Here is a 22,508-nt window from a genome sequence, read left to right on the forward strand (position 1 = left end):
CTATGGGGCCGCGTACGGGTCACCCGATCGGTGGGTGGCGGGCCGGTCGGCGCAAGGGTCTACGCGCGGAGATAGCGATCTTCGCTTGATGTATTCATACTGAATCTGCTTTGGGCTGGCTCGAATTGTTCGTCTGAACATCCAATTTCGATCACCTTTTGCTCCTCTGCTCCTCTGCTCCTCTGCTCCTCTGCTCCTCTGCTCCTCTGCTCCTCTGCTCCTCTGCTCCTCTGCTCCGCCCCCGCGCCTTACCTCCCTACGTACGACTGAGGTCACCCATGCCCCCCTCGGCCACCGCTCCGGTCGACTCCCCGCCCCCCTCGGCTCCGCAGTCCCAGGGCAGCCTGGACCGGTTCTTCAAGATTTCCGAGCGGGGGTCGACCGTCGCCCGTGAGTTCCGCGGCGGGTTCGCCACGTTCTTCGCGATGGCGTACATCATCGTGCTCAACCCGATCATCCTGGGCAGCGCGAAGGACATGTACGGCAACCAGCTCGACAACGGGCAGCTGGTCACCGCCACCGTGCTGTCCGCCGCGTTCTCCACGCTGCTGATGGGCGTCATCGGCAATGTGCCGATCGCGCTCGCCGCCGGCCTCGGCGTCAACACCGTCGTCGCGCTCCAGCTCGCCCCCCGGATGAGCTGGCCGGACGCGATGGGCATGGTCGTCCTCGCGGGCATCGTGGTGATGCTGCTGGTCGCGACCGGGCTGCGGGAACGCGTGATGAACGCCGTGCCGAAGTCGCTCCGCAAGGGCATCGCGATCGGTATCGGCCTCTTCATCCTGCTGATCGGCCTCGTCGACTCGGGCTTCGTCTCGCGCATGCCGGACGCCGCCCACACCACCGTGCCGCTCCAACTCGGCGGCGACGGTCACCTCACCGGCTGGCCGATCCTCGTCTTCGTGCTGGGCGCGCTGCTCACGCTCGCGCTGATCGTGCGCAAGGTGCCCGGCGCGATCCTGATCTCGATCGTCGCCATGACGGCCCTCGCCCTGGTCATCGACGCGGTGGCCGGTCTGCCCGACGGGGCGTGGGGTCTGACGACGCCGTCGTGGCCGGGCAACCCGGTCTCCGCGCCCGACTTCGGGCTGCTCGGCGAGGTCAGCCTGTTCGGCGGGTTCGGGAAGGTCGGTCTGCTGACCGGCATCCTGTTCGTCTTCACCGTGTTGCTGTCCTGCTTCTTCGACGCGATGGGCACCATTCTGGGCGTCGGCGACGAGGCGAAGCTGATGGACCAGGACGGCAACTTCCCCGGCATCAACAAGGTGCTGTTCGTGGACGGCATCGCGGTCGCCGCGGGCGGTGCGAGCTCCTCCTCCGCCACCACGTGCTTCGTGGAGTCCACCGCGGGCGTCGGCGAGGGCGCCCGCACCGGACTGGCGAGCGTGGTGACCGGTCTGCTCTTCTCGGTGGCGCTGTTCCTCACACCGCTGGCGACCATGGTCCCGTCGCAGGCGGCCACTCCCGCCCTGCTGGCGGTCGGCTTCCTGATCATCGCGGGCTCGGTGCGGGACATCGACTGGAGCGACTACACGCTCGCGGTCCCGGCGTTCCTCGCGATGGTGATGATGCCGTTCACGTACTCGATCACCAACGGCATCGGCATCGGCTTCGTCGCCTTCTCCGTGCTGCGCCTGGCGGCCGGCCGGGGCCGTGAGGTCCCGATCGCGATGTACGTGGTGTCGGCGGTCTTCGTCTTCTACTACGCGATGCCGGCGCTCGGCCTCACGTGATCGGTGGCGTCACGCTCCTCCTGGAGTCGATCGGGGGCGTCACGCTTCCCCCGGAGTCGCCGTAGAACTTCTCCGTCTCCTCGACGGCCGCCTTGAAGCGTTCGTCGAAGTCGTCGCGAATGAGCGTCCGGACCACATAGTCCTGGACGCTCATTCCGCGTTTCGCGGCGTGCTGCCGGAGCCGGTCGAGCAGCTCACCGTCTATCCGCAGGCTGAGCACTGTCGATCCCATGTCCAGCAGGGTCGCCGCCCCGGAGCGCTCCGTGCGTCACTTTCCGCTTCCAACTCACTCGTTCGGGTGATCGGAATTTACGGGAGGTGTAAGCGAGTGGTATTTAGGTTGGGTAATGAGTTACGCTAACGAACATGCCTGACCTGATCCACGACGGCGACAGTGCCGCCGCCGTGAGCTCCCTCCGCTCCGCCGTGATGCTGCTGGGCCGGCGCCTGAAGCACCAGCGTGTCGACGAGTCGCTGAGCCCCACCGAGATGTCGGTGCTCGGCACCCTTGCCCGCTGCGGATCGGCCACCCCCGGTGAGCTGGCCCGCAAGGAGCATGTGCAGCCCCCGTCGATGACCCGCATCGTCGCGCTGCTGGAAGCGAAGGGGCTGGTCAGGCTGGAACCGCACCCCGATGACCGTCGGCAGAAGAGGGTCAGCCAGACCGAGCAGGCCGAGGCCATGCTCGCGGAGAGCCGCACCAAGCGGAACGCCTGGCTGTCCCACCTCGCCGAGGGCCTGGACGAGGACGAGTGGGAGACGCTTCGGGCCGCCGCGCCCGTGTTGGAGAAGCTCGCCCACCTGTGACCCCCGCGGGCGCGTCGGCGGTGACCCGCCGCCGTACCGGAGCACGCCATCCGGTACGGCGGCGGACCACCGCCGGAGCGCCCGTCGTCACGTCCTCGTCGGACCGAACGCCGCAGACGCCCGAGGAGGCGAACCCTTTTGAGTACGGGATCCGGAGCAGACTCCGCCCCCGCACCGACTTCCACCCACGAGAGCAAGACCGGCGGGACCTTCTCGTCGCTGAAGATCCGTAACTACCGCCTGTTCGCCACGGGCGCCGTGATCTCCAACACCGGTACCTGGATGTCCCGCATCACGCAGGACTGGCTCGTGCTGAGCCTGACGGGTTCGGCAACGGCCGTAGGCATCACCACGGCCCTCCAGTTCCTTCCCATGCTGCTCTTCGGCCTGTACGGCGGCGTCATCGCCGACCGCCTCCCGAAGCGGCAGATCCTGCTCGTCAGCCAGGCCATGCTCGGCCTGTGCGGCATCGCGCTGGCCGTCCTGACCCTGACCGGGGTCGTCGAGGTCTGGCACGTCTACCTGGTCGCCTTCCTCCTCGGCATGGTGACCGTCGTCGACAACCCGGCCCGCCAGTCGTTCGTCTCCGAGATGGTCGGCCCCGCGCAGCTCCGCAACGCGGTCAGCCTGAACTCGGCGAACTTCCAGTCCGCCCGGCTCATCGGCCCCGCCGTCGCGGGCGTCCTGATCACCACGGTCGGCAGCGGCTGGGCGTTCCTGCTCAACGGCCTCTCCTTCCTGGCCCCGCTCGTCGGCCTGCTGATGATGCGGACGAGCGAACTGCACGCCTCGGTACGGGTGCCCCGCGCCAAGGGGCAGCTCCGCGAGGGCCTGCGTTACGTACGCGGCCGCCCCGAGCTGATCTGGCCGATCGTCCTGGTCGGCTTCGTCGGCACGTTCGGCTTCAACTTCCCGATCTGGCTGACCGCCTACGCCGACGAGATCTTCGACGGCGGCGCGGGCATGTACTCGTTCTTCAACATCCTGATGGCGGCCGGCTCGCTGGCCGGCGCGCTGCTGTCGGCCCGCCGCCGCTCCACCCGGCTGCGGATGCTGGTGGCGGCGGGCACGGCGTTCGGGCTGCTGGAGATCGCCGCCTCGCTCTCCCCGAACGTCTGGCTCTTCTCGATCCTGCTGGTCCCGATCGGCATGCTCGGCCTGACGACGAACATCACCGCGAACACGAGCGTCCAGATGGCCGCCGACCCGGAGATGCGGGGCCGGGTGATGAGCCTGTACATGATGGTCTTCGCCGGGGGTACGCCGGTGGGCGCCCCGATCGTCGGCTGGATCAGCGACACGTACGGCGCCCGCGTCGGCTTCGCGGCCGGCGGCGCGATCTCGGTGATCGCCGCCCTGGGCGTCGGCTTCGCCCTCGCCCGCGTCGGCGGCCTCCGCCTGAAGGTCGACCTCCGCCCGGGCCGCCCGCACGTCCGCTTCGTCCCGCGCGAGCAACTGGCGACGGCGGCGTGACACACGGGGAACCGCCCTCCTCCCGGAGTGACCGGGAGGAGGGCGGTTTTCGTATGCGGGGCGGGGGCGGAGTCAGTCGCGGGGGAAGGCGTCGGTCGCGAGGACGAGCCCGACGACGGTCGAGGTGAGGTCGACCGGGGTGCCGAAGTCCAGGCTCAGGACGCTGCGGTACTCGTCCTCCTTCGGGAGCGTGTGCAGGTGCCAGGTCCCGGTGTACGGATCGACGATGAGGTAGACGGGGACACCGGCCACGGCGTAGGTGGCCTTCTTGGAGCCGTAGTCGTTGGCCGCCGTGCTCCTGGAGATCACCTCGGCGACGAACTCGACGTCCTGGTAGCGCCAGCGGCCGTCCTCGCCCTTGACGGCGTCGGAGGCGAGGGCGAGGACGGCGGAGGCGAAGCCGTTGAGGAGACCGGGAAAGTCGATGCGTACGTCGGTCTTCAGCTGCCGGCGTTCGTACGTGGTGCGGAGCTGCTCCAGGATGTCGAAGGTGATTTCCCAGTGCGTGTCCCGCTGCGGCGACATGTGGACGGTCCCCTCGACGATCTCGACCTTGAATCCCTCGGGGACGGGCTCAAGCCACTCGAACATCATGTCCAGAGTGCGCTCGTCGCTGGTGTCGGCCATGTCGATCCTGTCGGTGTCTACGACGGTCATCGTGCCGCTCCTCCCCGCTGCCGCACGGGCGTGCGGGCAGCCGCGTAGTACAACGATAGGCCCGGCACCCCGGACACGCCCGGACCTGCCAGACTCGCGCGCATGAGCAGCCACAGCTCCGGCCGTCCACCCACCCAGCGCCTCTTCGCCGCCGTCCTCCCGCCCGCCTCCGCCGTGGCCGGACTCCGTACGGCCCTGGCCCCGCTCCACGCCCTGCCCGGCGCGCGGGACCTGCGCTGGACGGGCCCCGAGGGCTGGCACTTCACGCTCGCGTTCTACGGCGAGGTGCCGGAGGACGTACGGCCGGAGCTGGAGACCCGCCTGGAGCGGGCCGCCCGCCGCACCGACCCCTTCCCGCTCCGCCTGTACGGCGCGGGGCACTTCGGCGGCCGGGCGCTGTGGGCCGGGGCGGCGGGCGGGCTCGACACGCTGCGGCTGCTCGCCGAGCGCGCTGACGCCGCCGCCCGGCGGGCCGGGCTGCCGATGGAGGAGCACCGCCGCTACACCCCGCACCTCACGCTGGCCCGGAGCCGGGGCGAGGTGGACCTGAGGCCGTTCACGGCGGCGCTGGCGGGGTTCGCGGGGGAGCGCTGGGAGGCAGGGGAGCTGAGTCTCGTACGGAGCGACCTGCCGGTGTCCGGGGTGGCGGGGGAGCGGCCGCGCTACGAGACGGTGCGGGCCTGGCCGCTGGGACGGTGAGCGGTGCGGTTACGCTCGAAGGGTGGATCCGAAGACCAGAAACCGCATCATGGCGGCCGTGCTCGTGCTGATATTCGTCGTCGTCGCCGTGGGGGCCGCTCTCGGCGGCTGAGACCGGCGGGCCGCCGGCCGGTGCCGCACGCCGTCCGGCCGCCCGGCGCGTCCGGGCCCCCTGCTTGCCTGGAGTGGACTCGAAGGAGTTGGCTTGGGCGTCATGAAGTACACACAGCTCGGACGTACGGGACTCAAGGTCAGCCGGCTTGTCCTCGGGACGATGAACTTCGGCCCGCAGACCAATGAGTCGGACAGTCACGCGATCATGGACTCCGCGCTCGGCGCGGGCCTGAACTTCTTCGACACGGCCAACGTCTACGGCTGGGGCGAGAACAAGGGGCGCACCGAGGAGATCCTCGGCACCTGGTTCGCCCAGGGCGGCGGCCGGCGCGACAAGGTGGTCCTGGCCACCAAGATGTACGGGAACATGGCCGCCGACGGCGAGGCCTGGCCGAACCACGACAAGCTCTCCGCCGTGAACATCCGGCGGGCGGTCGACGCCTCGCTCAAGCGCCTCCAGACCGACCACATCGATCTGTACCAGTTCCACCACGTCGACCGGAACACGCCCTTCGACGAGATCTGGCAGGCGATCGACGTCCTGATCCAGCAGGGCAAGATCCTCTACGCCGGATCCTCGAACTTCTCCGGCTACAAGATCGCCCAGGCCAACGAGCAGGCCGCCAGGCGCGGTTCGCTCGGCCTGGTCAGCGAGCAGTGCATCTACAACCTCGTCGAGCGCCGCGCCGAGATGGAGGTCATCCCGGCCGCCCAGGAGTACGGCCTCGGGGTCATCCCCTGGTCGCCGCTGCACGGCGGCCTGCTGGGCGGCGTGATCAGGAAGACGACCGAGGGCGGCCGCCGCGCCTCGGGCCGCGCGGCCGACGCCCTGGCCGACCCGGCGACCCGCGCCCAGCTCCAGGCGTACGAGGACCTGCTCGACAAGCACGGCCTGGAGCCCGGCGAAGCGGCCCTGGCCTGGCTGCTGACCCGCCCCGGCATCACGGGCCCGATCGTCGGCCCGCGCACCGCCGACCAGCTGGACAGCGCCCTGCGCGCCCTGGATCTGGACCTCCCGGAGGCCGTGCTCACGGGCCTGGACGAGATCTTCCCGGGGCCGGGGCCGTCTCCGGAGGCGTTCGCCTGGTAGGCAGCACCTGAGAGCGCCCACGTCCGGCCGCCGCCCCCTCCTGAGGGGACGGCGGCCGGACGCTGCCCATCACCGCCTCCGTCACCGCTTCGCCGCGAACCCGTCCAGCGCTGCCAGCACCGCCCGCCGGGTCTCCGTGCCGCCCATGTGGCCCGCGTTGTCGATGACCGTCAGTTCGGCGTCCGGCCAGGCGCGGTTCAGTTCCCAGGCGGTGATCAGGGGGCCGGCGAGGTCGAAGCGGCCGTGGATCAGGGCGGCGGGGATGCCGGTCAGGCGATGGGCGCGGGTGAGGAGTTGGCCCTCCTCCAGCCAGGCGCCGTGGGAGAAGTAGTGGGAGCAGATCCGGACGAGCGCCTGCTGGTCGCGGTCCGGGCGGCCGCTGTACGGGGGCGGGCCCGCGATCGCCTCCATCGAGACGACCGCGTCCTCCCAGGCGCACCAGTCGGCCGTCGCCCTCTCCCGTACGGCGGCGTCCTCGCTCTCCATGCGGCGGGCGTACGCCGCGACGAGGCCGGCCGGGTCGCTCGTCTCGGGGACGCCGGCGCGGAAGGCGTCCCAGGCCTCGGGGAAGAGCTGGCCGGCGCCCCGGTAGAGCCAGTCGATCTCGCTGCGGCGGGTCGTCGTCACCGAGGGGATCACCGCCTCCGTGACCCGCTCCGGGTGCTCCTCGGCGTACGCCAGGATCAGGGTCGAGCCCCAGGAACCCCCGTACAGGAGCCAGTTGTCGATGTTCAGGTGTTCCCGCAGCCGTTCCATGTCGGCGATCAGGTGGGCTGTCGTGTTGTGCGACATGTCCGTCGCCGGGTCGCTCGCATGGGGCGTCGAGCGGCCGCAGCCCCGCTGGTCGAAGAGCACCACCCGGTAGCGGTCCGGGTCGAAGTACTGGCGGGCGCGGGGCGTGCAGCCGGAGCCGGGGCCGCCGTGGACGACCAGGGCCGGCTTGCCGTCCGGGTTGCCGCACACCTCCCAGTACACGAGGTTGCCGTCGCCGACGTCCAGCATGCCGTCGTCGTACGGTTCGATCGGCGGGTACGGGTCGTCCGGTTCGCGGTGCACGGCGTGGTTCCCCTCGGTACGGCGGGCGGGTGGGCGGTGGGCCACCTTATGCGGATGCGACCGGCGGAGGTGTCCCGTACGGTCCTGCCCATGCCCATACGCATCGATCTGACCCTGGACTGCGCCGACGCCCAACTTCTCGCCGTCTTCTGGAAGTCGGCCCTGGGGTATGTGGACCTGCCCCCGCCGCCGCCGTTCGCGACCCGGGAGGAGTGGCTCGCCCAGTTCGTCCTGCCGGAGGGCGAGACGGTGGACGACGGGGCCTGGCTCTGCGACCCCGACGGCGTCGGTCCGCACCTCGCCATCCTCAAGGTGCCCGAGCCGAAGACCGCGAAGAACCGGCTGCACATCGACGTACGGATCGAGGGCCACGGCACCCCGGCCGAGCGGTGGGACCGCGTCCGGGCGGAGGCCGCGCGGCTCGTGGCGGCGGGCGGGTCCGTGCTGGCGGAGGTCGACGAGCACCATGTGGTGATGGCCGACCCGGAGGGGAACGAGTTCTGCGTGGCGGCGGCCGCTGCGCCGGTCCCGCCTGCCGCACCCGTCCGGTAGGAGTGGCCGGCCGGGGCCGCGTCGGCTCCGAGGCGGCCCCGGCGGCCGAGAGGCCGGCGTCCTCGGTCAGGCGTCGTTGTCGGGCAGGTGCGCGTCGGCCGTGTCCGGGCGGTGGTCGGGCAGAGACGAGCGTGCGGTGGACTCGCGGTGCAGCCGGAGGAACTCCAGGTGCCGCTCGTACTGGTCCAGGATGTTGCCGATGAGCTGGTCCTTGCTGTAGCCCATCACGTCGTAGCCCTGGCTGCCGTCGGCGAGGTGCACTTCGAAGCGTACGTAGGTGTCGTGCTCGGAGACCGCCCGCATGGCGAACGCCGGAGTGGGCACCTCGACCGGCCACAGGCGGTAGACGAAGACCTCGTCCCCGCCCACCGGAACCCGTAGTTCCATGTGCGGGAGGCCGGTCGCCTCGTCGGTCCCCTCCTCGATCGTCGCCTCCGTGTCCTGCCGGTTCAGCTCCGCCGCGACGTCCGCGAAGGCCGGGTGGCAGACCTCGTCGACGAAGCCGACCGCCGCCTGATGGGTGGGGAAGCTCATCGCCCTGGCCAGACGCCGCCGCCAGTTCCACTCCATGCTCCGGCCGCCCTGGACCATACGTCCGGACAGCGACGACGGCAGCGTGCTCGTCAGCGCGTCCTCCCGCAGCCGTTCGATGCGCAACGCCTTGTACAGGCCCCAGATGATCAGGAACATCACGAACGAGAACGGCAGGCCCATGATGATCGTCGCGTCGGTCAGCGCCGTCACACCGCCGACGAGGAGCATCGCCAGGGTCAGCAGGCCCGTGGCTGCCGCCCAGAAGATGCGCACCCAGGAGGGCGCGTCGGTGAGCGGGGTGCGCAGATGCGAGCTGAGGTTGCTCATCACCAGCGCGCCGGAGTCGGCCGATGTGACGTAGAGCAGCAGTCCGACGAAGGTGGCCAGACCGGCGCTGAACGTGGCGCCGGGGAACTGCGCGAGCAGCTCGTAGAAGCCCTGCTCGGGCGTGTTGGCGGCGACCTCGCCGAACTCGGTGTTGCCGCCCCGCACCAGGCCGAGTGCGCTGTTGCCGAAGACGGACAGGAAGGTGAGCGTGAACAGGAACGGGATCACCAGCGTCGCCGTGACGAACTGCCGGATGGTCCGGCCGCGCGAGATCCTCGCCAGGAAGAGCCCGACGAACGGCGCCCAGGCGATCCACCAGGCCCAGAAGAACAGCGTCCAGGCGTTGAGCCAGTCGGTCGGCTGGTCGTAGGCGAACGTGTTCAGCGTCATCGACGGGAAGCGGCTGACGTAGTCGCCGATGTTGAGGATGAGGCTGTTGAGGGTCCGGATCGGGCTGTCGATGAACAGCATGTAGAGCATCAGGACGATGGCGAGCAGGACGTTGAGCTCGGAGAGCCTTTTGATGCCCCGGTCCACACCGGACACGGCGGAGATGATGGCCAGGGCCACGGCCACGGCGATCAGGCCGATCTGCGCGCCGGTTCCCTGGGGGATGTCGAAGAGGAAGGTCAGGCCGTAGTTCAGCTGTACGACGCCGATGCCGAGCGACACGGAGATGCCGAAGACCGTGCCGATGATGGCCGCGAGGTCGACGGCGTCACCGATCCGGCCGTGGATGCGCTTGCCGATGATCGGGTACAGCGCGGACCGGATCGCCAGCGGAAGCCGGTAGCGGAAGGCGAAGTACCCGAGCGCCATGCCCATCAGCGCGTACATCGCCCATCCGGTGATGCCGTAGTGGAACAGCGTCCACACCACCGCCTGCCGGGCCGCCTCGACGGTCTCCGGATCGCCCTCGGGAGGGGCGAGGTAGTGGCTGACCGGTCCGGAGACGGAGAAGAACATCAGGTCGATGCCGATGCCCGCCGCGAACAGCATGGTGGCCCAGGCGAACAGCCCGTAGTCGGGCGTGGAGTGCTGCGGCCCCAGCTTGATGGCCCCGTACCGGGACGCCGCGACGTACACGACGAACAGCAGGTACAGGGTGGCGGCGAGGAAGTAGTACCAGCCGAACACCGAGGAGATCCAGTCCACCACCACGCCGATGGTGTTCTCGGCGCCGGACGGGGTGACGATCGCCCAGATGGAGATGGCGAGGATGAGCGCGGACGCCCCGAAGAAGACGGTGGGTTTGAGCCTGCTCTCCTTGCCCGGTCCGGTGACCGCTGCTGCCGGGTCGTGCGGCTCGGGTGCGCCGCCGTTCTCTCCGTCGATCGACACGGTGTCAGCTCTCCTGTGTGATGCGCCGGCCGAGGCCGGCGGGGTCGGGGGTGAGGCCGGTCCGACTCCTCGCCGAGCGCCCCACCGCGCGTGGATGCTTCCGCGTGTGGTTGCTTCCGCGCGTGGTTGCATCCGAGCGTCGTTGCTTCCGCTTGGGCACGGCATCGCGGACGCGTCGTCTGCGCGCACTCCCTCGACACCGTGCACCCACTCGGGGGCGGGACCCGGCACCGACGTCCCGGCTACGCCCGTTTGGGCGGCACCGGAGGAGTGGTGCGCGGTGGGATCATCAGCCCATCACCGCGCGGCAGCGCGTCATCACCGCGTCATCACCGCGGCATCGCAGCATCGCGTCATCGCCGCGGCACGCCCTCACGTCCGCCGCGTAGCCTGGACGCCGTGAACGCCACTCCCCGGATCCTCGCCGCCCTCGACGAACTCCTCGCCTCCGCCGCGCCCGGCGAGCGCGGCGCGCTGTGGCATCTGGCCGAACCGGGGAGGGAGTTGGACGCCAACCTGGTGCGCCTGCCGCCGGGCGCCGAGGTCGGTGAACATCAGGAGGACGTGCTCGATGTGCTCCTCGTCGTACTGGAGGGTGCGGGGAGCGTCAGGACGGCGGGGGGTGGGGGGAGCCGGGACGCCCTGCCTCTGGGGCCCGGCACCGTCCTCTGGCTGCCCCGTACGTCACGGCGTGCGCTCGCCGCCGGGCCGGACGGGCTCGGGTATCTCACCGTCCACCGCCGCCGCCCGGGCCTCGCGATCAAGCCGCCGGGCGGGGCGTACGAGGGTGGCGAGGGGCCCTGCATGCTGGACCGGGTCTGCCCGGAGTGCGGGCGTCTTTCGCCGGACCCCGCGCCGGTCTTCTGCAGCCGGTGCGGGGAGCGTTTTCCCGAGCGGTGAGCAGGCCTCAGACCCCCTTGCACTCCGTCAGCTCCGGGCGGCCCGGCGGGTTCTTGTTGCCCACCAGGCCGGACAGGTTCTCCTTGTACATGTCCTCCCAGATCCTGCCGTCCAGGATCGTCCGGAGCGCCGAGCACACCTCGCCCTTCAGCACCGGGGTCTCCGGCCGCATCGCCACGCCGTAGCCCTCCGCGCCCTGGATGTTCTCCAGCCGCCGCACCTTGCCCGGGTTGTCCTCGACGTACCCGGCGAGAATGATGTCGTCCGAGGCCACCGCGTACACCTCGGACCTCGGGTCCAGCAGCTTGTCCAGGCAGTCCTGATAGGTGTTGGGCTGCGACTTCGCCATGGTGAAGCCCTGCTTCGGCAGCGCCTTCTCGTACGTCGACTCCCGCGCGGTGCACACCTCGACGCCCAGGTCCCGCAGGTCGCTGGAGTCGTTGATCGTGTACTTGGCCGACTTCTCGCGGACCAGGAAGCCCCGGCTCGCCTCGTAGTACGGGCCCGCGAAGTCGACGCTGTAGCCGCCGGGCGAGGCCGTCTTGCGGTCGTCGGTGATGCTGTACGAGGCGATGACCAGGTCCACCTGCTTGGTCTTCAGCGCGGTGCTCCGGTAGTCCGTGGCGACCGTCGTGAAGGCGACCTCGCCCTTGCCGTACCCCATGCTCTCGGCGATGGCGTACGCCAGGTCGATGTCGTAACCCTTGTACGTACGGGTCTTCTTGTCGAACTTGCTCAGCCCGGGCTGGTCGTCCTTGACGCCGATCTCCAGGGTGGGGTGGGTGTCCTTCCACCGCTCCTGCGAGCCGCTGCCGGCCGAGCCCTCGCCCTGGCCCCGCACCGAGCCCGCCCGGTCGTCGGTCCCGCCGTTCTCGCCGTCGCCCTGCGAGACCAGCCAGCCCGCACCGGCCAGCAGCGTCACGCACACCACCGCCGCGGCCACCTTCCAGCCCCGGTACCGGGCGGGCTGCCTGCCCGCCGCCGGAGGTACGGGCGTGGACGCGGGCGCCACGGCTGCCGGCGGAGGCGGGGCCACCGGTCCGGGCGCGGGCGTCGAGGGGTTCGGTGTGGAGCGGTTCGGGGTGGACGCCGCCGTCGGCGGGTGCGTCGCCGAGGGGGCGCGGGCCGCGTCCGGCACGGCGGGGCCCCCGAGTACCTCGCGGAGCATCGCCTCCGCCGTGGCCGCGTCCAGCCGCTCGCGCGGGTCCGTGATCAACAGCCCCTGGACGACCGGGGCGAGAGGACCGGCGTACCGGAGGGCCGGGTCGGGGGACTGCCGGATGTTCTCCTGGACCTCCCACACCTCGTGGCCGGCGAAGGGCACGCGGCCCTCGACCATCTCGTACAGCATGACGCCGAGCGCCCACAGGTCGGAGGCGGGCGTGGGGCCCGGGGAGGCGGGGGCGAAGAGCTCCGGCGCGAGGTACGGCGGCGTGCCGATGACGCTGCCGGACCGGGTCACCTGCGCCGCGCCGTCGAAGGTGGCGATGCCGAAGTCCACCAGGATCGCGAGGCCGTCGTCCCGGACGAGGACGTTGCCCGGTTTCACGTCGCGGTGGACGACCGAGGCCGCGTGGACCGCCCGCAGGCCCTGGAGGACCTGGAGGCCGATGTTCGCGGCCCTGGGCACGGCGAGCACCTGCTCGCTGCTCAACAGGTCCCCCACGGACCTCGCTTCGAGCAGCTTCATCACGATCCAGACCTGGTGGTCGGTCTCGACCTGGTCGTGGACCGTCACCACGTTCTGGTGCTCGATCTTCGCGATGGCCTCCGCCTCGCGGCGCGCCCGCTGCATCGCCGCCGTCTGCGTGGCCGCGGTCGTGGCGTTCCGGTCGAGCAGGCCCTTCACGGCGACGAACCGGCGCAGCCGCAGGTCGTGCGCCTTCCAGACCTCGCCCATCCCGCCGCTGCCGATCGTCTCCAGCAGCTCGTAGCGGCCGTCGATCACGGTGCGGGGGGCGGGCGGGGCGCCGGGGGCCTCCTGCGGGGCTCCCGCGCCCGGCCACCGGGGGTCGTTGCCCGCCCAGCGGTCCTCGGGACCTCCGGGGACCCCGTCGCTCGCTCTGCCGGACCTGTCTTCGTTGTGCATACAACCCCCTGTGCACTACATGGACCACGCCAGATTAGACGCTCCGTCCTGCTCGGACGCCCTGACCTGACGTGCTGGTTCGCGCCCGTGCGGGCGGCGGCGCGGAACAGGGGTGGAACGGGTGCGGAACGGCGGCTAGGAAGCCGCGCCGCCGTTGCTCTTCAGCAACTGGCCGTTGACCCACTGTCCTTCGGGCGAGCACAGGAAGTCCACCAGATGCGCGGTGTCCCGCGGTGTGCCGAGGCGGCCGAGCGGGGTGCCCGCGGCCAGGGCCTCGCGCAGGTCGTCGGTCATCCAGCCGGTGTCCACCGGGCCGGGGTTGACGACGTTCGCCGTCACTCCGAGGTGGGCCAGCTCGTGCGCGGCGGCCAGCGTGATGCGGTCCAGGGCACCCTTGCTCGCGCCGTAGGGGAGGTTGCCCACGGTGTGGTCGCTGGTGAGCGCGACGATCCGGCCCGTCGCGGTGCCGGGCGCGCAGCGGAAGCGCAGCCCGTATTCGCGGATCAGCAGCCAACTGGCCCGCGAGTTCACCGCGAAGTGCCGGTCGAACGCCTCCACGGTGGTGTCCAGCAGCCCCGAGTCCACCGACTCCGCGTGCGAGAGGACGAGCGCGGTCACCGGTCCGCCGAGGCGCTGCTCCGCCTCGTCGAAGATGCGCGTCGGCGCGTCGGGGTCGGACAGGTCCGCCTCGATCGCCGCCGTACGGGACCCGGCCTCCGCCAGCTCCTTCGCGATGGACGCGGCGGCCCCGGGCTCGGCGCCCCAGTCCATCCGGCGGTCGTACGGCGTCCAGTAGGTGAAGGCGACGTCCCAGCCGGAGGCCGCCAGCCGGCGTGCGATGCCCGCGCCGATGCCGATGCTGCGGCCGACGCCGGTGATCAGGGCGATGGGGCGGGACGGGGCAGGGGCGGGCGAGGACTGTTCGGTGGTCGTCACGCGGTGATCCTTCGTGACCCGTACGCGTACGTCAATGGCCTTTCCGGACACCCGAGCGGCGCTCCTGATCCTGTGCTGACCTGCCCTGACCTGCGGTGACCCATCTTCCTGGTGGGCCGACCCGATCTTTGTGTTTCCCCCGGGCGGGGGCGCGCTCCTAGCGTGGACAGCGGAAACTACGACGAACGCCGCATATCGGAATGCGGCCGGTGGAGAGGATCCGACATGAGTGAGCAGCAGCAGCAACAGCAGCAGAAGCAGCTGGCCGGCAAGACCGCCGTGGTCGCCGGCGGTGCGAAGAACCTCGGTGGCCTGATCAGCCGCACGCTCGGCGAGGCCGGCGCGAACGTCGTCGTCCACTACCACGGCGAGAACACCGCAGCCGATGCCGAGAAGACGGCGGAGGCCGTACGGGGCACGGGCGCGCAGGCCGTCGTCGTCCGCGAGGACCTGACCCGGGTCGAGGGCGTGCGGAGCCTCTTCGACCAGGCGCTGGACGCCTTCGGCGGGGTGGACGTCGCCGTGAACACCACGGGCATGGTGCTGCGGAAGCCGATCGGCGAGACGACCGAGGAGGAGTACGACCGCATGTTCGCGATCAACTCCAAGGCGGCGTACTTCTTCCTCCAAGAGGCCGGTGCGCGCCTCAACGACGGCGGCCGCATCGTCAGCCTGGTCACCTCGCTGCTCGCCGCCTTCACCGACGGGTACGCCACCTACGCGGGCGCGAAGGCCCCGCTGGAGCACTTCACCCGGGCGGCGGCCAAGGAGTTCGCCCCGCGCGGCATCGCCGTGAACAATGTGGCCCCGGGGCCGATGGACACGCCGTTCTTCTACCCGCAGGAGACGCCGGAGCGCGTGGAGTTCCACAAGTCGCAGGCCATGGGCGGCCGGCTGACGGAGATCGAGGACATCGCGCCGCTGGTGAAGTTCCTCGTCACCGAGGGCGGCTGGATCACCGGCCAGACGATCTTCGCCAACGGCGGCTACACAGTCCGCTGATCACCGGCGACCGTCGGCCGATGGCGTCCGGGAGGACCGCGTGAGTCTGGACCTGCGCAAGCTGGAGCATCTCGTCGCCGTCGCCGAGGAGGGCGGGTTCACCCGGGCGGCGGAGCGGCTGCACCTGAGCCAGCAGGCGCTGAGCACCTCCATCCGCACCCTGGAGCGGCACGTCGGCGTCCGGCTTCTGGACCGGGGCCACCAGCACGTCACCCCGACCCCGGCCGGGCAGGCCCTCATCGACGACGCCCGCGCGCTCAGCTCCCAGGCGCTCGCCGCCCTGGACCGCGCCCGCCGCATCGGGCGAGGCCGGGCGGGGCACCTGCGCATCGGCCACACCCCGGCCGTCACCGCCGAGGAGGTCGTGGACCTGCTGACCCGGGCCCGTACGGAGGAGCAGGGCATACAGGCCCATGTCCGCCAGCTCTTCCCCGACGAGCTGCGCGAGCAGCTCCTCACGGGCGCCTGCGATCTGGGCCTGAGCCGCGCCATGCCCGCCGACACGGGTCTGACCCGGGCCCGGATCGCCGAACACCGCCTGCGGGTCGCCGTCCCGGCCGGGCACCCGCTCGCCGCCCGGTCGACGGTGGCCCTGGCCGATCTGCGCGGCCAGGAGCTCACGGTGTGGGGCGAGCCGGGCTCGTCCGCGTACACGGATCTCCTGATCGGCCTGTGCCGGCAGGCGGGCGTGGAGCCGGACACCCGGCGCAACCCGGTCCAGGGCACCCCGCCCATCACGGCCGTCACCGCGACCGGCCGCATCGCCTTCGTCACGACGGCCCCGGGCCCGGCGGCGGGCGGCGCGGCCCACGTCCTCGACCTGGACCCGCCCGTCCAGGTCCCGGTCCACGCGCTGTGGCCGGCGCACACGACGTGCCCGGGGCGGGACGTCTTCCTCAGCCGGACCGGAGGCCGGACCGGAGGCCGGGCCGGGAGCGGAGCGGAGTGACCCGGTCCGGCCGACCCGCGGTCTTCCCCACGGTCTTCTCTGTGGCTTTCTTTGCGGTCTTCCCAAGGGGCTCCCGGTGGAGAAGGATTCCGCTTCGTGAGAGCACGCGCGGGCGGCGCGTCCTCTTGGCCGGGCCGGCCGGACTGCCGTGATCCGCTCCGGGCCGGCGTCACCCCACGGAAGCCGCGACCCAGGAGGACCTCTCCCATGAACGCCACCGCGCAGCCCGCCGCCCCGCCGGTCGACGCCGTAGTCGTCGGAGCCGGGCTCTCCGGTCTCTACCAGCTCCACCGCTTACGTGAACTCGGCCTGCGTACGCGCGTGTTCGAGGCCGGGAGCGATGTCGGCGGAACCTGGTACTGGAACCGCTACCCGGGCGCCCGCTGCGACATCGAGAGCATGTCGTACTCGTTCTCCTTCTCTCCCGAGCTCGACCAGGAGTGGGTGTGGAGCGAGAAGTACGCGACCCAGCCGGAGATCCTGCGCTACATCCACCATGTCGCCGACCGGTTCGGGCTGCGCGGGGACATCGCGCTGAACACCCGGGTCACCCGGGCGGTGTACGACGAGGAGCGGCACCTCTGGCAGCTCTCCACCGACACCGGGGAGCGCGTCACCACCCGGTTCCTCGTGATGGCCTCGGGCTGCTCCTCCACCGCCAAGGACCCGGGCGTCCCCGGGGCTGAGAGCTTCGCCGGTCCGGCGTACCACACAGCTCGCTGGCCGCAGGAGGACCTCGACTTCACCGGCCGTAGGGTCGCGGTGATCGGCACCGGTTCGTCCGGCGTCCAGATCGTCCCGCTCATCGCCGAACAGGCGGCCGGGCTCACGGTCTTCCAGCGGACACCCGCGTACGCGCTCCCGGCCCGGAACCGCCCGCTCACCGATGCCGAGGTCGCCGGGTGGAAGGCGGGCTACCCGGAGTTCCGGGCGGCCCAGCGGCGGTCCAAGGGCGGCAGCGTCTGCGCGATGCCGACCCGGTCCGCGCTGGAGGTGGGCGACGAGGAGCGGACCGCCGCCTACGAGGCCGCCTGGGAGGAGGGCCTGCTCAGCTCGATTCTCCGCTCGTACACCGACATCCTGGTGAACGAGGAGGCCAATGAGACGGTCGCCGCGTTCATCCGGTCCAAGATCGCTGCCGTGGTGACCGATCCGCGGACCGCCGAGCGGCTCTCACCGCGCGGCTTCCCCTTCGGTACCAAGCGGCCCTGTCTGGACACCGGCTACTACGCCACGTTCAACAAGCCGCATGTCACGCTGGTCGATCTGCGCGAGACCCCGATCGAGGAGATCACCCCGAAGGGCGTCCGCACCGCGGACCGGGAACATCTCGTCGATGCGATCGTCTACGCCACCGGCTTCGACGCCATCACCGGCTCCCTGCTCGCCCCGGACATCGTGGGCAAGGGGGGCGTCACCCTCCGCGAGAAGTGGGCGGACGGCCCCCTGAACCATCTGGGCCTGGTCTCGGCGGGCTTCCCCAACCTCTTCACGGTGACCGGGCCGCTGAGCCCGTCGGTGCTCACCAATATGGTCGTCTCCATCGAGCAGCACGTGGAGTGGATCACCGACTGCATCGCCCATCTGCGGAGCCACGGCCACACGGAGATCGACGCCACCCCCGAGGCCGAGGAGACCTGGACCGCACACGTCGCGGAACTCGCCTCCCGCACCCTCTACCCGGCCGCCGACTCCTGGTATCTGGGCGCCAATGTCCCGGGCAAGCCGCGGGTCTTCCTCGCGTACGTCGGGGGCGCCGACCGCTACCGCGAGGAGTGCGACGCCTCGGCCCGTGACGGCTACACCGGCTTCACCCTCTCGGGGCCGCCCGCCTGACGGGCTCACGCGGGCCGGTGCGCCCGACATGCGGTGGCGGGCCCGCCGACAGAGACTCGGTGAGGATCTCCGGGACGTCCGTTCCCGGACGTGCCGAGGAGGAACACGATGACCTCATCGATCAGCGACCCGGTGGTGGAGAAGTTCATCGCCACGGTGAACGCGGGCGACAAGGACGCCTTCTTCGCCGACGTTCTCACCGAGGACGCCACGATGTCCGACGACGGCAGCGAACGGGACCTGGCGGCCTGGACGGAGAAGGAGATCTTCTCCCCGAAGGCCAACGGCCGCATGAAGGTGGTGGACGCCTCCGGCGACGGCCGCACCCTCGTCGTCGACTACACGAACGACACCTGGGGCACGATGCGGACCCGCTGGGTGTTCACGGTGTCCGGCGACCGCGTCAGCCGCTTCGAGACGGGCCAGGCTCCCTCCTGAGGCCCTGAGGCCCTGAGGCCCTGAGGCCCTGAGGAGCGGGGCGGCGGGGCGGGCGCGGGTCACAGGCGGCGGTAGGTGCGGCCGCCGCGCCGGGGCAGGGCCGACGGGTCGTCCGGACCGGTCCGGGTGGCCTTCAGCGCGAGGTGGAGTTCGGCGCGCACGGTGGCGTCGGCGAGGTTCTGCGCGAGGTGGTCGGCGCACTGGGTGAGCCAGATCGCCAGGGTGGTGCGGTGGACGTGCAGTTCGGCCGCCGCGGGGGCGGTGCGGGCGTGGTGCCGCAGCCAGCAGGTCAGGGCGATCCGCAGGTGCGGTTCCAGGCCGCCGACCAGGCCGCTCGCCCAGGCCCGGGCCGCATCGGTGTCCAGGAGGCCGTCCGGCAGTGTGTCCAGCCGGCCCGGCCCGGTCGGCGCGGGCGTGCTGTCGATGTCATCGCTGTCGTTGCCGGGGGCGGGAGCGCGGAGGGCGAGCAGCAGATGCGCCTGCACGGTGGCGTCCTCCAGGTCCGCGCCGAGCAGCCGGGAGAGGTCGCGTATCCGGGCCCGTACCGTACCGGCGGACAGGCCGAGCGCGGTCGCGGCACGGGGCTTGCTGCCGGTACGGAGCCACACCAGGAGCAGGTGCTGGTGGGCCGCGGTCAGCGGACGCAGCACGGACCCCGCCCACCGGACGTACGGGACGGCGGGCAGGAGGGGCGGCAGCCGGGAGGCGCCGACGGCGTCGGCGGGGACGATACGGCGGGCGGGGGTGGCACTGTGCCGGGCCGCGGCGGCGTCGCTGTGGGCGGTGGTCATCTCGGCCAGGGGCAGCGGTCCGGCCATGCCCGCGAGCAGCCGGTGCCGCTCGCTCACCCGGGAGACCAGGCGCAGGATCCGCCCGTCGTCACCGCCCTGGTGGAGCTCGGCGACGACGAGCTCGCCGTCCAGCCGGCCCATCAGGGTGCAGGCGTCGGCGTACGGGGCGAGGGAGGGGCGTACCGCCCGCCAGAGGACCTCGTGGGCGGCGAGGGCGTCGTCGCCGGTGAGCCGGTAGACCGTGACATGCGTGAGCCTGTTCCCGCCCAGCGTCTCGGTGACGGTGGTGGTGTGGCCGGCCAGCAGCAGCCGGATGAGGGTGGTGTGCAGCCGCATCTGCTCGCCCCGCAGCTCCGCCGCCCGCTGCCCGCGCACCTCCAGGAGCGCCGCGGTGGTCGTGGCGACGTGGCCGGTGTGTTCCGGGGGCACGGCGGGCGCCGGGGCCAGGACGAGGACGGCTCCGGCCGCCGGGAGCTGGACGCAGTGCGGGTGTTCCCGCGGGGTGGCGGCCGCGTGTACGCCGTCGGCGGCGGCCGAGGCGGGGGTGCTGTAGACGGCCCCGGCGATCGGGTCGGCGAGGACCGCCCACCCCTGGACCAGGGACGCCGCCTCGGCGATCAGATGCGCGCCGGAGCGGGTCGCCGCCCGCAGCAGCCGGCCCGCCGTCTCCCGCTCCCGCCCGTCCCGGGCTCCCCGCGAGCCGGCGGCCTCGCGGCCGGTCGTACCTGTGGTGCTCATGCGCAACCCTCTGCGGGCCGTGCGCGCCGCACACGGGGAAGGCCCGTGCGCGGCGCGGCAGTTGCGGACATGCCTAAGGAATGCGGGCGACCGCACCCCACCCGGCCCGGGCCGTGGTGGTGCCGGTGTTCGCGTCGGGCCGCCAGTTCGGCCAGGACACCATGCCCGGCTCCACCATCTCCAGCCCGTCGAAGAACGCGATCGTGGTCTCCGGCTCCCGGAAGATGTACGGGATCGCGCCGCTCGCGTTGTACTCGTCCTGGACGGCGCGGTGGGCGTCGTCGGACGCGGTGGAGTGGCTGAGCGAGAGGTAGCTGCCCGAGGGCAGGCGCTCCACCAGCCGCCGTACCAGGGACAGGGCGTCGTCCCAGTCCACGATGTGCCCGAGGACATCGCTGATCACGAGCGCGACGGGCTGCGTCAGGTCCAGGGTCTTGGCCGCGCCGGTGAGCACGGTCTCGGTGTCGCGCATGTCCGCCTCGACGTAGGCGGTCGCCCCCTCGGGGGTGCTGGTCAGCAGCGCGTGGACGTGCAGGAGCACCAGGGGGTCGTGGTCGACGTAGACGATCCGGGACTCCGGGGCGATCCGCTGGGCGACCTCGTGCGTGTTGTTCGCGGTCGGCAGCCCGGCGCCGACGTCCAGGAACTGCCGTATGCCGGCGTCCCGGGCGAGATGGGTGACCGTACGGCGCAGGAAGTCCCGGGACTCCTGCGCGAACGTCTCGATCAGCGGGTACTTCTCCCGGTAGGCGTCGCCGGCCGCCCGGTCCGCCGGGAAGTTGTCCTTGCCGCCGAGCCAGTAGTTCCAGACACGTGCGGAGTGCGCGACGCTCGTGTCGATCTGCGCGGGCAGTTCAGGCCCATTTCCGGTCGTACTCATCCTGTAACACCTCTCCTGTTCGGGCCGGCCGCATCGCCATCACGCACGACACGTCCAGCATTCCCTGATACGTCTGTACGGGGTGGGGGCTGTCCCACACCTCCGCGGTGCCGGGCAGCCCGCCCTCCCGCACCACATGGTCCGCGATCTCCCGGACCTCGACCCGGTAGAGGGTCAGCGCCGGGACACCGGTCAGCGGGTGGGGCGGTGCGTACTCGGGGTGCAGCTGCACCGTCACATCCCCTCGTTCCGCGATCTGTTGGAGCGTCCTGACCTGCTCGCGCATCACCTCGTCGCCGCCCACCCGACAGCGGAGCGCGGTGACGGGCAGCACCGCCCAGAGCCGGGTCTGCTGTTCCTGAAGCCGCTTCTGACGCTCGACCAGGAAGTCCGCCCGGCGCCGCCGCCCGGCCGCGTCCCGGTCGGGGCACATGATCTCGTCGACGGCCATCGCGTAGGCCGGGGTCCGCAGCAGCAGCGGCACCAGCGCCGGGTGCCAGGTGCGTACGACGCTCGCCGCGGACTCCACGCTCATCAGGTCCATCAGCCAGGGGGCCATCGCGTCCCGCCAGGGATGCCACCAGCCGGGCATGTTCGCGGCGTTCAGCCGGCCCATGATGTCGTCGGCCTCCGACGCACCCGCCCCGTAGGCGTCGAGCAGGGCGGACACCTGCCCCACGTCGAGGGAGGTCTGCGCCTGCTCCAGCCGCCGCAGCGTCGTGGGATGCCACCCGAGCTGGGAGGCGGCCTGCGGAACGGACAGCCCGGCGCCCTCGCGCAGGCGCCGCAGACGGGCCACCAGGACCAGGTGCCGCGCCGTCCGCCCCGACCTCTCGCGCGCCACGGCTTGCCCCCTCCCCGATTCCGGCCCTGTTCCGGCTCGATCTATCCGACATTCCGCGCAGTCTGCGCACAGTGCACACAGCGCACCTTGCGACGCTCGCACGGCGCTCTCAAGGTAAGCATGTCCGACTGCGTCGCACGCCAACTCGGTGAGACCGGACCGATCTTGCCCCAGCCCTCCCTGCCGCCTTCCCCGCCCCCCTTCCCCCGGCCTTCCCCCCTCTTCCCCGCCCCCTTCCTCGCCCCCCGCCCCAGCTGTTCCGTGCACTGCCGTTCCACGCACCGTCGTTCCGGCGGCCCGTTCTCTGGAGCCCACCCCATGAACCACGTGACCCACCTGACCCGCCCGAACCTCCGGTCCGTCGTCGCCGCCCCGAGGCCCGCCCCGGCCCCGGCCCGCCCTCTCGACCTGCGCGTCCGCGCCCAGCGGATCCAGATCGACGAACTGATCGTCGACGACCCCCGTCAGGTGCTCGCCCACGCTGGGCAGGCTGTTCTCGACGACCCCGAAGCGGCCGCCCTGCTGGGCCTCAGCCCGGCCGGCCCGCTGCCGCTCCCGGCCGCCGCCGCGCTCCTGTGCGCCCTCTACGACACGGACGTCCTCACGGCCATGGGGCTGCGCCTCACCCGCCACACCACCCGCGTCTCCGCCTCCGACCAGCAGACGGAGCCCGTATCCCTGGTGCGGTCCACCACTCCGGACGAGTCGAACTGACCCAGCTC

At 71.6% G+C, this 22,508-nt stretch carries 21 protein-coding genes; 12 read left to right on the plus strand and 9 right to left on the minus strand.

Annotated features, from left to right (window positions below; genetic code table 11):
* The first annotated feature begins 278 nt into the window (after nt 1–278).
* Nucleotides 279–1,733, plus strand: coding sequence for an NCS2 family permease (locus ACIQPT_RS20900; protein ID WP_401157379.1), 1,455 nt, complete (start codon nt 279–281; stop codon nt 1,731–1,733).
* On the opposite strand, the gene ACIQPT_RS20905 is transcribed toward ACIQPT_RS20900, so the two are convergent.
* The gene (locus ACIQPT_RS20905; RefSeq protein WP_401157380.1) at nt 1,726–1,965 is read right to left on the minus strand and encodes a hypothetical protein; all 240 of its coding nucleotides are present in this window, start codon (nt 1,963–1,965) and stop codon (nt 1,726–1,728) included. The genes ACIQPT_RS20900 and ACIQPT_RS20905 overlap by 8 nt on opposite strands.
* A gap of 134 nt (nt 1,966–2,099) precedes the next feature.
* Between ACIQPT_RS20905 and ACIQPT_RS20910 the strand changes: the two genes are divergently transcribed.
* Entirely contained in the window at nt 2,100–2,540 is a 441-nt protein-coding gene (locus tag ACIQPT_RS20910; protein WP_007452526.1) for a MarR family winged helix-turn-helix transcriptional regulator, read from the plus strand.
* A gap of 138 nt (nt 2,541–2,678) precedes the next feature.
* Nucleotides 2,679–4,013 carry an MFS transporter gene (locus ACIQPT_RS20915; RefSeq protein ID WP_401157381.1) on the plus strand — a complete coding sequence of 445 codons (1,335 nt, stop codon included), beginning with the start codon at nt 2,679–2,681 and terminating at the stop codon, nt 4,011–4,013.
* A 72-nt stretch (nt 4,014–4,085) separates the two neighbouring features.
* On the opposite strand, the gene ACIQPT_RS20920 is transcribed toward ACIQPT_RS20915, so the two are convergent.
* Nucleotides 4,086–4,670: a Uma2 family endonuclease gene (locus ACIQPT_RS20920; RefSeq protein WP_401157382.1), complete on the minus strand. Its 585-nt coding sequence runs from the start codon at nt 4,668–4,670 to the stop codon at nt 4,086–4,088.
* A 102-nt stretch (nt 4,671–4,772) separates the two neighbouring features.
* On the opposite strand from ACIQPT_RS20920, the gene thpR reads away from it, so the two are divergent.
* Both thpR and ACIQPT_RS20930 read left to right on the plus strand, forming a co-directional pair.
* Complete coding sequence (gene thpR / locus ACIQPT_RS20925) at nt 4,773–5,369, plus strand: RNA 2',3'-cyclic phosphodiesterase (RefSeq protein ID WP_401157383.1); 597 nt, start codon at nt 4,773–4,775, stop codon at nt 5,367–5,369.
* Nucleotides 5,370–5,583: 214 nt separating this feature from the next.
* Nucleotides 5,584–6,573 (plus strand): aldo/keto reductase, encoded by a 990-nt coding sequence (locus tag ACIQPT_RS20930; RefSeq protein WP_401157384.1) that lies wholly within the window; start codon nt 5,584–5,586, stop codon nt 6,571–6,573.
* A gap of 81 nt (nt 6,574–6,654) precedes the next feature.
* Here ACIQPT_RS20930 and pip read toward each other — a convergent pair whose 3' ends face one another.
* Nucleotides 6,655–7,629 (minus strand): prolyl aminopeptidase, encoded by a 975-nt coding sequence (gene pip / locus ACIQPT_RS20935; RefSeq protein WP_401157385.1) that lies wholly within the window; start codon nt 7,627–7,629, stop codon nt 6,655–6,657.
* Between the two features lie 90 nt (nt 7,630–7,719).
* Here pip and ACIQPT_RS20940 point away from each other — a divergent pair, with 90 nt between their 5' ends.
* Nucleotides 7,720–8,181, plus strand: a complete 462-nt coding sequence (locus tag ACIQPT_RS20940) for a VOC family protein (RefSeq protein WP_401157386.1) — start codon at nt 7,720–7,722, stop codon at nt 8,179–8,181.
* A gap of 66 nt (nt 8,182–8,247) precedes the next feature.
* On the opposite strand, the gene betT is transcribed toward ACIQPT_RS20940, so the two are convergent.
* The gene (betT, locus tag ACIQPT_RS20945) at nt 8,248–10,383 is read right to left on the minus strand and encodes a choline BCCT transporter BetT (RefSeq protein WP_401157387.1); all 2,136 of its coding nucleotides are present in this window, start codon (nt 10,381–10,383) and stop codon (nt 8,248–8,250) included.
* Nucleotides 10,384–10,782: 399 nt separating this feature from the next.
* On the opposite strand from betT, the gene ACIQPT_RS20950 reads away from it, so the two are divergent.
* Nucleotides 10,783–11,283, plus strand: coding sequence for a hypothetical protein (locus ACIQPT_RS20950; RefSeq protein WP_401157388.1), 501 nt, complete (start codon nt 10,783–10,785; stop codon nt 11,281–11,283).
* Between the two features lie 7 nt (nt 11,284–11,290).
* Here the strand turns inward: ACIQPT_RS20950 and ACIQPT_RS20955 are convergent, their stop codons facing one another.
* Together ACIQPT_RS20955 and ACIQPT_RS20960 are read right to left on the minus strand one after the other, a co-directional pair.
* The gene (locus ACIQPT_RS20955; RefSeq protein ID WP_401157389.1) at nt 11,291–13,372 is read right to left on the minus strand and encodes a serine/threonine-protein kinase; all 2,082 of its coding nucleotides are present in this window, start codon (nt 13,370–13,372) and stop codon (nt 11,291–11,293) included.
* Between the two features lie 135 nt (nt 13,373–13,507).
* Nucleotides 13,508–14,308: an SDR family oxidoreductase gene (locus ACIQPT_RS20960; RefSeq protein WP_401157390.1), complete on the minus strand. Its 801-nt coding sequence runs from the start codon at nt 14,306–14,308 to the stop codon at nt 13,508–13,510.
* A gap of 225 nt (nt 14,309–14,533) precedes the next feature.
* On the opposite strand from ACIQPT_RS20960, the gene ACIQPT_RS20965 reads away from it, so the two are divergent.
* The 4 genes from ACIQPT_RS20965 to ACIQPT_RS20980 all read left to right on the plus strand — a co-directional run bounded on the left by ACIQPT_RS20965 (nt 14,534) and on the right by ACIQPT_RS20980 (nt 18,533).
* A complete protein-coding gene (locus tag ACIQPT_RS20965; RefSeq protein ID WP_401157391.1) occupies nt 14,534–15,310 on the plus strand; it encodes an SDR family oxidoreductase in 777 nt (258 codons plus the stop codon).
* A gap of 40 nt (nt 15,311–15,350) precedes the next feature.
* Nucleotides 15,351–16,259, plus strand: coding sequence for a LysR substrate-binding domain-containing protein (locus tag ACIQPT_RS20970; protein ID WP_401157392.1), 909 nt, complete (start codon nt 15,351–15,353; stop codon nt 16,257–16,259).
* Between the two features lie 207 nt (nt 16,260–16,466).
* Nucleotides 16,467–18,095, plus strand: coding sequence for a flavin-containing monooxygenase (locus tag ACIQPT_RS20975; RefSeq protein WP_401157393.1), 1,629 nt, complete (start codon nt 16,467–16,469; stop codon nt 18,093–18,095).
* Between the two features lie 108 nt (nt 18,096–18,203).
* Nucleotides 18,204–18,533 (plus strand): nuclear transport factor 2 family protein, encoded by a 330-nt coding sequence (locus tag ACIQPT_RS20980; RefSeq protein WP_401157394.1) that lies wholly within the window; start codon nt 18,204–18,206, stop codon nt 18,531–18,533.
* Between the two features lie 59 nt (nt 18,534–18,592).
* On the opposite strand, the gene ACIQPT_RS20985 is transcribed toward ACIQPT_RS20980, so the two are convergent.
* The 3 genes from ACIQPT_RS20985 to ACIQPT_RS20995 all read right to left on the minus strand — a co-directional run bounded on the left by ACIQPT_RS20985 (nt 18,593) and on the right by ACIQPT_RS20995 (nt 21,786).
* A complete protein-coding gene (locus ACIQPT_RS20985) occupies nt 18,593–20,062 on the minus strand; it encodes a helix-turn-helix domain-containing protein (protein ID WP_401157395.1) in 1,470 nt (489 codons plus the stop codon).
* A 73-nt stretch (nt 20,063–20,135) separates the two neighbouring features.
* Nucleotides 20,136–20,942: an SAM-dependent methyltransferase gene (locus ACIQPT_RS20990; RefSeq protein WP_401157396.1), complete on the minus strand. Its 807-nt coding sequence runs from the start codon at nt 20,940–20,942 to the stop codon at nt 20,136–20,138.
* Nucleotides 20,917–21,786: a helix-turn-helix domain-containing protein gene (locus ACIQPT_RS20995; RefSeq protein ID WP_401157397.1), complete on the minus strand. Its 870-nt coding sequence runs from the start codon at nt 21,784–21,786 to the stop codon at nt 20,917–20,919. The genes ACIQPT_RS20990 and ACIQPT_RS20995 overlap by 26 nt, the downstream gene beginning before the upstream one ends.
* A 318-nt stretch (nt 21,787–22,104) precedes the next feature.
* Here ACIQPT_RS20995 and ACIQPT_RS21000 point away from each other — a divergent pair, with 318 nt between their 5' ends.
* Nucleotides 22,105–22,500 carry a hypothetical protein gene (locus tag ACIQPT_RS21000; RefSeq protein ID WP_401157398.1) on the plus strand — a complete coding sequence of 132 codons (396 nt, stop codon included), beginning with the start codon at nt 22,105–22,107 and terminating at the stop codon, nt 22,498–22,500.
* Nucleotides 22,501–22,508: the final 8 nt, after the last annotated feature.

Origin of the sequence: Streptomyces sp. NPDC091289 (genome assembly GCF_044757365.1) — a bacterium.
In the GTDB taxonomy this organism is placed as follows: domain Bacteria; phylum Actinomycetota; class Actinomycetes; order Streptomycetales; family Streptomycetaceae; genus Streptomyces.

Coding starts and splice junctions, on each gene's coding strand:
- ACIQPT_RS20990 (WP_401157396.1), bottom strand. CDS start 20,942: ATGAGTACGACCGGAAATGGGCCTGAACTGCCCGCGCAGATCGACACG.
- ACIQPT_RS20940 (WP_401157386.1), top strand. CDS start 7,720: ATGCCCATACGCATCGATCTGACCCTGGACTGCGCCGACGCCCAACTT.
- ACIQPT_RS20955 (WP_401157389.1), bottom strand. CDS start 13,372: ATGCACAACGAAGACAGGTCCGGCAGAGCGAGCGACGGGGTCCCCGGA.
- ACIQPT_RS20930 (WP_401157384.1), top strand. CDS start 5,584: ATGAAGTACACACAGCTCGGACGTACGGGACTCAAGGTCAGCCGGCTT.
- ACIQPT_RS20980 (WP_401157394.1), top strand. CDS start 18,204: ATGACCTCATCGATCAGCGACCCGGTGGTGGAGAAGTTCATCGCCACG.
- ACIQPT_RS21000 (WP_401157398.1), top strand. CDS start 22,105: ATGAACCACGTGACCCACCTGACCCGCCCGAACCTCCGGTCCGTCGTC.
- ACIQPT_RS20920 (WP_401157382.1), bottom strand. CDS start 4,670: ATGACCGTCGTAGACACCGACAGGATCGACATGGCCGACACCAGCGAC.
- ACIQPT_RS20910 (WP_007452526.1), top strand. CDS start 2,100: ATGCCTGACCTGATCCACGACGGCGACAGTGCCGCCGCCGTGAGCTCC.
- ACIQPT_RS20965 (WP_401157391.1), top strand. CDS start 14,534: ATGAGTGAGCAGCAGCAGCAACAGCAGCAGAAGCAGCTGGCCGGCAAG.
- ACIQPT_RS20900 (WP_401157379.1), top strand. CDS start 279: ATGCCCCCCTCGGCCACCGCTCCGGTCGACTCCCCGCCCCCCTCGGCT.
- ACIQPT_RS20975 (WP_401157393.1), top strand. CDS start 16,467: ATGAACGCCACCGCGCAGCCCGCCGCCCCGCCGGTCGACGCCGTAGTC.
- ACIQPT_RS20905 (WP_401157380.1), bottom strand. CDS start 1,965: ATGGGATCGACAGTGCTCAGCCTGCGGATAGACGGTGAGCTGCTCGAC.
- thpR (WP_401157383.1), top strand. CDS start 4,773: ATGAGCAGCCACAGCTCCGGCCGTCCACCCACCCAGCGCCTCTTCGCC.
- ACIQPT_RS20985 (WP_401157395.1), bottom strand. CDS start 20,062: ATGAGCACCACAGGTACGACCGGCCGCGAGGCCGCCGGCTCGCGGGGA.